This window comes from Pseudomonas sp. Sample_24, assembly GCF_004307605.1.
GTDB lineage: Bacteria > Pseudomonadota > Gammaproteobacteria > Pseudomonadales > Pseudomonadaceae > Aquipseudomonas.
Genome location: NZ_RCNW01000210.1, coordinates 24,583 through 32,926, shown reverse-complemented (window position 1 = coordinate 32,926; position 8,344 = coordinate 24,583). Strand labels below are relative to the sequence as shown.

Annotated in this window: 6 protein-coding genes; 5 read left to right on the top strand and 1 reads right to left on the bottom strand. The window is 58.2% G+C overall.

Going from position 1 to position 8,344, the window contains the following annotated elements; genetic code table 11:
- Positions 1 to 315: 315 nt before the first annotated feature.
- Complete coding sequence (gene norR / locus D8V06_RS10995; RefSeq protein WP_056855098.1) at positions 316 to 1,866, bottom strand: nitric oxide reductase transcriptional regulator NorR; 1,551 nt, start codon at positions 1,864 to 1,866, stop codon at positions 316 to 318.
- Positions 1,867 to 2,021: 155 nt separating this feature from the next.
- On the opposite strand from norR, the gene hmpA reads away from it, so the two are divergent.
- The 5 genes from hmpA to cyoC all read left to right on the top strand — a co-directional run.
- Positions 2,022 to 3,203, top strand: a complete 1,182-nt coding sequence (gene hmpA, locus D8V06_RS10990; protein WP_130905198.1) for an NO-inducible flavohemoprotein — start codon at positions 2,022 to 2,024, stop codon at positions 3,201 to 3,203.
- A gap of 261 nt (positions 3,204 to 3,464) precedes the next feature.
- A complete protein-coding gene (locus tag D8V06_RS10985; RefSeq protein ID WP_056855100.1) occupies positions 3,465 to 3,974 on the top strand; it encodes a disulfide bond formation protein B in 510 nt (169 codons plus the stop codon).
- 805 nt (positions 3,975 to 4,779) lie between these two features.
- The gene (cyoA, locus tag D8V06_RS10975) at positions 4,780 to 5,715 is read left to right on the top strand and encodes a ubiquinol oxidase subunit II (protein ID WP_056855101.1); all 936 of its coding nucleotides are present in this window, start codon (positions 4,780 to 4,782) and stop codon (positions 5,713 to 5,715) included.
- Positions 5,716 to 5,718: 3 nt separating this feature from the next.
- The gene (gene cyoB / locus D8V06_RS10970) at positions 5,719 to 7,749 is read left to right on the top strand and encodes a cytochrome o ubiquinol oxidase subunit I (protein WP_056855102.1); all 2,031 of its coding nucleotides are present in this window, start codon (positions 5,719 to 5,721) and stop codon (positions 7,747 to 7,749) included.
- Between the two features lie 3 nt (positions 7,750 to 7,752).
- Positions 7,753 to 8,344: cytochrome o ubiquinol oxidase subunit III (gene cyoC / locus D8V06_RS10965; protein ID WP_130930962.1), on the top strand; the 592-nt coding region annotated here is incomplete at its 3' end.

The following is an 8,344-nucleotide window of genomic DNA, read 5'->3' as shown; positions in this document are numbered from 1 at the left end:
CTTGCCGCTGCGCAAGGTAAACAGCAGAAGCGAAAGTGAGTCTGCGCGGGCTTTGGTGGAGGACATAAGAACCTTCTGTGGAAAAAGGTGGCGGGCGACCGCGAGGATCGCCAACAGCTATCGATGCCGGGTTATCGACTTGTCAGGGGCAGGCTTTAGGTTAATTACCGGCTGCCAGTCAATTGGTCCCCCCTGTGGCGAGGGAGCTTGCTCGCGCTCGGCTGCGTAGCAGCCGCAACAGCTGCAAACGCATTCCTTCGCCTGATTGGGGACCGCTTCGCGCTCGGCGGGAGCAAGCTGCCTCGCCACAAGGGCTTACTTCATGCCCAACCTTTTGGCCATGCGCCCAAGATTCGCCCGATCCAAGCCTAGCTCACGGGCGGCACTGGCCCAATTGTTGTTGTGCCGCTCCAGGCATGCGCCGATCAACTGGCGCTGATAATTCTCTGTCGCCTCGCGCAAATCACCCGTCACCAACGCCATCGCGGCGGCGGCCGGTTGCTCGGTAGTGGCTTCAATGCTGCCGTTGGGCAGGTCCAGGTCAGCAGCGCTCAAACTGAGAATCTTTGGCCGCTCTTTGCAGTTGCCCAGCGCCTTCAATGCGCTACGACCGATCAGGTGTTCCAGTTCCCGCACGTTACCGGGCCAGTCATAGGCGAGCAACGCAGCTTGGGCATCACTATTGAGGCGCAAACTGTTGAGGCCCATGCGCGAGCGGTTCTGCTCGAGGAAGTAACCGCTGAGCAGCAGCACATCGCGGCCACGGTCACGCAGGGCTGGCACCAATAAAGGATAAACACTGAGACGGTGATAGAAGTCGGCGCGGTAGCGGCCGCTGCGCACTTCTTCGGCGAGGTCGCGGTTGGTCGCTGCGATCAGGCGAACGTCGACCTGATGTTCCTTGTCCGAGCCCAATCGCTGCAACTGGCCGCTTTGCAGTACTCGGAGCAATTTGGCCTGTACCGTCAGTGAAAGCTCCCCAACTTCATCGAGAAACAATGTACCGCCATTGGCCAGTTCAAATTTGCCGCGACGATCACTCATCGCTCCGGTGAAGGCGCCGCGTACGTGGCCAAATAATTCACTTTCCACCAGGGTGTCGGGCAGCGCGGCACAGTTGAGGCTGATGATCGGTTTGTCGGCCCGTGGCGAGGCCGCATGGATGGCTTGCGCCACCAGTTCCTTGCCGACTCCGGTTTCCCCGGTGATGAGCACAGTCAGGTCGCTGCCGCCCACCAGATTGATTTCTTCCACCAGCCGTTTCAGCGCTTTGCTCTGGCCGATCATTTCGCGGTTCTGCTGGCCGCTGGCCTGGCGATAGACCTCGGCGCGCTGATGTTCGTCTTCGACGCGATTGTTCAGGCGTTCAATGCGTTCGACGGCATTGACCGTGGCGGCGGCGAGGCTGGCAAAAGCCTCGAGGGCGTCCAGTTCGATCGGTTCGAATTGCTCCGGGTCGAGGGCGTCCAGGGTCAGCAAGCCCCACGGGCGCTCATCGATAAGTAGCGGGCAACCCATGCAATCGTGGACTTCCAGATGGTCATCGAGGCCATCGACCAGACCGTCATACGGGTCGGGCATGTCGCTGTCGGCGGCGAACCGTGTCGGGCCGCTGCTGCTCAGTAATGCTTCAAAGCGCGGGTGTTCGCTGACCTTGAAACGTCGGCCGAGGGTGTCGGTACTCAACCCATCGACAGCCAGCGGGACCAGCCATTCACCATCGAGGCGCAGCAAGGCGGCGGCATCGCAGGGCAGCAGGGCGCGCATGGCTTCGAGCAGGCGCCGATAGCGCTCGCTTTCGGGCAGTTCGCGGGACAGGTCCGAGACCAGGGGCAGCAGGGCAGTAAGCAGAGATTTTGCAGTCATAGTGACTCCATGTAGTCGGAGTGACTATAAGCCAGGCTGTGTCGTTCTGACTATCATGTTTTCAAATTATTGATTTATATGGATTAAATTGTTGGCACGGAACCTGATAAGCATAGAGCAATAGTCAAGAAACCTTGTTGCTCAGGAGTCACTTTATGCTTAGCGTCCAAGACCGTGCCATCGTCAAATCCACTGTGCCGCTGCTGGAAAGCGGTGGCGAAGCGCTGATCACCCACTTCTACCGCATGATGCTGTCCGAGTACCCGCAAGTCCGCCCGCTGTTCAACCAGGCCCACCAGGCCACGGGTGATCAGCCGCGTGCGCTGGCCAATGGTGTGCTGATGTACGCGCGCCATATCGACCAGCTCGACCAATTGGGCGATCTGGTGGCGAAGATCATCAACAAACACGTGGCCTTGCAGATTCTTCCGGAGCACTACCCGATTGTCGGCACCTGCCTGTTGCGCGCAATCGCCGAAGTGCTCGGCGAAGAAATCGCCACGCCGGAAGTGATTGCGGCGTGGGGCGCGGCTTACGGTCAACTGGCGGACATCCTCATCGGTGCTGAAACCAGCATCTACGACCAAAAAGAGCAGGCACCGGGCGGCTGGCGTGGGGCGCGGGAATTCATCGTCGCGGCCAAGGTCGAGGAAAGCGCGGAAATCACCTCGTTCTACTTCGAACCGGTGGACAAAGGTTTGATTCTGGCAGCAGAGCCGGGTCAGTACATCGGCATGAAACTGATCCTCGATGGCGAAGAGATTCGCCGTAACTACTCGCTGTCGGCCCTGGCGAACAAAGGTCAATATCGCATCAGCGTCAAGCGCGAGGCCGGTGGTCGTGCCTCCAACTTCCTGCATGATCAATTGCACGTGGGTTCGACCATTCAGCTGTTCCCGCCATCGGGCGAGTTCACCCTGACCGCCAGCGACAAGCCGTTGGTGCTCATCAGCGGTGGCGTGGGCATCACCCCGACCCTGGCGATGCTCGAAGCGGCGTTGCAGACCGAGCGGCCGGTGCACTTCATCCACTGCGCGCGCAATGGCAGTGTTCACGCCTTCCGTGACTGGATCGACGGGCTGGCCGAGCGTCATCCGCAACTCAAGCGCTTTTACTGCTATGCCGAAGACGACGGCGTGAGCCCGGCGGCGCACAAGGTTGGCTTGCTGAGTCAGGAACAGTTGGGCGAATGGCTGCCGCAGGAACGCGATGTGGATGCTTACTTCCTCGGGCCGAAAGGTTTCATGGCGGCGATCAAACGCCACCTCAAGGCCCTGGGTGTGCCGGAGAAGCAAAGCCGCTACGAGTTCTTCGGGCCGGCTGCGGCGCTGGAGTAAGCGGTTTGGCGCGGTGAAGCAATCTCACCGCGTTGCCTTTACCTCGGTTGATCGTTCCCACGCTCTGCGTGGGAACGCCTCCACGGACGCTCTGCGTCCGCTTTATGGGACGCAGAGCGTCCTTTGCTGCGTTCCCAAGCAGAAGATGGGAACGATCAGTTAATCCCTTCTTAACCCGCTTATCGTCTATTCCCCCGGCATCCCCCGGCTCGCGTCCAGCGTGTAGACTGGCGGTTAATCGATATCTTCAAGGGAAACGCGATGAGCGAGGAAACAATGCGGTTGGGGCGTGAACGGCGCTTTCTGGTATTGCTGGGCATCATCTGCCTGGCGCTGATCGGCGGTGCGCTGTACATGCAAATCGTACTGGGCGAGGCGCCATGCCCGCTGTGCATTCTGCAGCGTTATGCGTTGCTGTTGATCGCGATCTTTGCCTTTGTCGGTGCAGCCATGCGCAACCGTCGCAGCATCACGGTGTTTGAAACCTTGGTAGTGATTTGCGCCCTGGCAGGCGTCGGCGTAGCGGGGCATCACGTCTATACGCAGTTCTACCCGGCGGTCAGTTGTGGCGTCGATGTGTTGCAGCCGATAGTCGACGACTTGCCCTTGGCGAAGATTTTCCCGCTGGGCTTCCAGGTCGACGGCTTCTGCTCCACGCCGTACCCGCCGATTCTCGGTTTGTCGTTGGCGCAATGGGCTTTGGTTGCCTTTGTGCTGGTGGTGATACTGGTGCCGCTGCTGACCATACGTAACCGCAAAGCGCTGCGCTGAGATTAAAAAAACGCCCCGGTCCTCGCAGAGAGGGCCGGGGCGTTTTTGTGTTTTCAGGGGGTGGCTGAAAAGTCCCTGACAGGGCGCAAGCAGAGGTGCGATACGTGTGCGACATGTTGTCACAGCTTTTGTGTCGCAGTGGCCTCCAAGGCTGCGGATTGGCACGCGGTCCGGCAATGAAATTGGTCTGTTTCGCAGTGTGTCGACTTTGCCCGCCATCCGGCTGGAGCAGGCAGTTTTAACAGGCTCTGGCGATTTGCCAGAGCCCTTGTCATCTGGGGGCTTGGGCCAGATCGAGCGTCGCCGCCAACGCGCTGAAGCTGTCTGAATCGCGGGTGGTAGACCTACAAATTTTGGTGTTTTTGTTGAGAATCAATTTCGATAAGATGCGCCACTTTTACGAATTTGGCGAAGCATTGTTGCGGCTCGGGATATAAATTATTTCGGGATGAGACATGGTTTAAAAAACGCTACATAACTACAATCGCCCGCACTGAATTCCCGGCGCTGCTCACCCTCGCGAGGTGCTTGAGCAGAATCAGGGTGTCGAGAGGCCGGGCGGCTTCATGCGACTCCCAGGTGTCGGTGCCTCCAACTATCCGCACCAAATGGAATTGGTCTGTAACAAGGCCTTTGACCACGAATTCGAATAAGAACTCACCGCTGGCCCAGGATTTGTCGAAACGCGTCTGACGCTCGACGGGCAAGCCCTTATTCAATCCAAGAAAATGCCAACCCTTGGCAGGGTGAAGTGTTGGCGATCAAAACCCAACTGCATTGCGCAAGCTGCTTTAGAGGTCGTGAGATGAGTAAAAACAGGTACCCCAGACTACTAGGCTTATTGCCGCTGCTCGGCACGTTGTTGCTGGGAGGCTGCAACATGACCTTGCTCAATCCCACGGGCCAGGTCGGCCTGGAACAGAAAAACCTGATCATCACCGCAACGCTGCTGATGCTGTTGGTCGTGGTTCCGGTCATCGTCATGACCTTCCTGTTCGCCTGGAAATACCGCGCGTCCAACACCAAGGCGACCTACACGCCTAAATGGAACCACTCCACCAAGATCGAGATCGCGGTGTGGACTGTTCCCGTGTTGATCATCATTGCCCTGGGTTACATCACCTACAAGTCGACCCACGAGCTGGACCCTTATCGTCCGATCGAATCCGACGTGAAGCCTGTGACCATTGAAGTGGTCGCACTGGACTGGAAGTGGCTGTTCATCTACCCGGAACAAGGCATTGCCACGGTCAACAAGATCGTGTTCCCGGCGCACACGCCAATCAACTTCAAGATCACCTCCGACGCCGTGATGAACTCGTTCTTCATCCCGGGCCTGGGTGGCCAGATCTACGCGATGGCGGGCATGCAGACCAAGCTGCACCTGATCGCCGACCGCAACGCTGAAATGGAAGGCATCTCCGCCAACTACAGCGGCGCCGGTTTCACCGGTATGAAATTCAAAGCGATCGCAACTTCCCAGGAAGAATTCGACGCCTGGGTAAGTGAAGTCAAAAAGGCACCTAAACAGCTTGAACAAGCTGAATACGCAGCCCTTTCCAAGCAGAGCCAGAACAACCCAGTCGAGCTCTACTCCTCGGTTACGCCGAACCTGTTCCAGATCATCGTCGACAAGTACGAAGGCATGAAACCGGGTCCTAAGGTGAAGCACGAGAAGAAAGAGAAAGAAGTGGCCGCTACGGACATGAACTCGCATTCAGCTGCCGGGGCAGAGGAGTAAACGATGTTTGGTAAATTAAGTTGGGAAGCGGTCCCGTTCCACGAACCGATCGTGATGGTGACCATCGCCATGATCGCGCTCGGTGGTCTGGCACTGTTCGCTGCAATCACCTACTTCAAGAAGTGGACCTACTTGTGGACCGAGTGGCTGACGTCGGTCGACCACAAGAAAATCGGCGTGATGTACATCATCGTCGCCATGGTCATGCTGCTGCGCGGCTTTGCCGACGCCATCATGATGCGTACCCAGCTGGCCATGGCCACCGAGGGTTCGCCTGGCTACCTGCCACCTGAACACTATGACCAGATCTTCACCGCTCACGGTGTGATCATGATCATCTTCATGGCGATGCCATTCTTCACCGGCCTGATGAACCTTGCAGTGCCGCTGCAGATCGGCGCGCGTGACGTTGCCTTCCCGTTCCTGAACTCCCTGAGTTTCTGGCTGCTGGTATCGGGCGTAGTGCTGATCAACCTGTCCCTGGGCGTCGGCGAGTTCGCCAAGACCGGTTGGGTTGCCTATCCGCCGCTGTCGGGCCTGCAATACAGCCCGGGCGTGGGGATGGATTACTACATCTGGGCGCTACAGCTATCCGGGTTAGGTACGACACTGACGGGGGTCAACTTCCTGGCCACCGTGCTGAAAATGCGTACCCCTGGCATGAAGTTGATGGACATGCCGATCTTCACCTGGACCTGCACCTGGGCGAACGTTCTGATCGTGGCTTCGTTCCCGATCCTGACCGCTACCCTGGCACTGCTGACGCTTGACCGTTACATGGATTTCCACATTTTCACCAATGAACTTGGTGGCAATCCAATGATGTACGTCAACCTGTTCTGGGCGTGGGGCCACCCTGAGGTTTACATCCTGATCCTGCCGGCCTTCGGCATCTTCTCGGAAGTGATCTCGGCCTTCACCGGCAAGAAACTGTTCGGCCACCACTCGATGATCTACGCCTCGGGCGCGATCTCGGTACTGGGCTTCATGGTTTGGCTGCACCACTTCTTCACCATGGGCTCGGGTGCGAGCGTCAACGCCTTCTTCGGTCTGGCGACGATGCTGATCTCCATCCCGACGGGTGTGAAGCTGTTCAACTGGCTGTTCACCATTTACCAGGGCCGTCTGCGTTTCACCAGCCAAGTGCTGTGGACCCTGGGCTTCATGGTGACCTTCGCCATCGGCGGCATGACCGGCGTACTGCTGGCCATCCCGGGTGCCGACTTCGTTCTGCACAACAGCCTGTTCGTGATCGCGCACTTCCACAACGTGATCATCGGCGGTGCGGTATTCGGTTACATCGCAGGTTTCGCGTTCTACTTCCCGAAAGCGTTCGGCTTCAAGCTGCACGAAGGCTGGGGTAAAGCAGCGTTCTGGTTCTGGATCTCGGGCTTCTTCGTCGCGTTCATGCCGCTCTATGCACTGGGCTTCATGGGCATGACCCGTCGTCTGAACGCCACCACCAACCCTGAGTGGGTGCCGTACCTGTACGTCGCCATGTTCGGTGCGGTGATGATCGCTTTCGGTATCGCCTGCCAACTGATCCAGCTGTACGTCAGTGTGCGGGACCGCAACAAGCCAGAGAACATGTGCGAACACGGTGACCCGTGGAATGCCCACACGCTGGAATGGTCGACCTCGTCGCCACCACCGTTCTACAACTTCGCTGTGCTGCCTAAGGCTGACTGCATCGACCCGTTCACCGAAGCCAAGGAAAACGGCACCGCGTACAAGGCTCCGGCCAAGTACGAGCCGATCCACATGCCAAACAACACCGCCACCGGTGTGGTGATGGGCGCGCTGCTGACCGTGTTTGGTTTTGCCATGATCTGGCACATCTGGTGGCTGGCCATCGCCAGCCTGGTAGGCACTGTCGTCTACTTCGCGATCCACGCTGCACGTGACGACCAGGGCTATATGGTCCCGGTTGAAACGATCGAGCGCATCGAAGCCGAGCAGCACAAGCGTCTGGTAGCGGCAGGGAAAATCCCGGCCACCGCCACCCGTGTTGAAACCTCGTTGGAACAGGCTTAAACCATGTCGAATTTAGTGACCAATGTTGGACACGCCCATGGTGACCATGGGCACGATGACCACCACCACGACTCGGGCGAGATGACCGTATACGGTTTCTGGCTCTACCTGATGACCGACTGCATTCTGTTTGCATCGATCTTTGCGGTATACGCGGTACTGGTTAACAACGTAGCGGGTGGCCCGTCGGGCCACGACATCTTCGAACTGCCATACGTGCTGGGCGAAACCGCTCTGCTGTTGTTCAGTTCGATCACCTACGGCTTCGCCATGCTGGCGTTGTACAAGGGCAACAAGAAGGCGGTACTGACCTGGCTGGGCCTGACCTTCCTGTTGGGTGCAGGCTTTATCGCGATGGAGATCAACGAGTTCCACATCTTGATCTCCGAAGGCTACGGCCCTAGCCGTTCAGGCTTCCTGTCCGCGTTCTTTACCCTGGTCGGTACTCACGGTCTGCACGTCTCCGCCGGTTTGATCTGGATGGCGATCATGATGTATCAGGTGCAGAAAAAGGGCCTGACGTCGACCAACAAGACTCGCCTGAGCTGCCTGAGCCTGTTCTGGCACTTCCTGGACGTGGTCTGGATCTGCGTCT

Excerpts from the sequence above, each read along its gene's own strand:
- cyoB (WP_056855102.1), top strand. The coding sequence starts at position 5,719 with ATGTTTGGTAAATTAAGTTGGGAAGCGGTCCCGTTCCACGAACCGATC.
- D8V06_RS10985 (WP_056855100.1), top strand. The coding sequence starts at position 3,465 with ATGAGCGAGGAAACAATGCGGTTGGGGCGTGAACGGCGCTTTCTGGTA.
- cyoA (WP_056855101.1), top strand. The coding sequence starts at position 4,780 with ATGAGTAAAAACAGGTACCCCAGACTACTAGGCTTATTGCCGCTGCTC.
- norR (WP_056855098.1), bottom strand. The coding sequence starts at position 1,866 with ATGACTGCAAAATCTCTGCTTACTGCCCTGCTGCCCCTGGTCTCGGAC.
- hmpA (WP_130905198.1), top strand. The coding sequence starts at position 2,022 with ATGCTTAGCGTCCAAGACCGTGCCATCGTCAAATCCACTGTGCCGCTG.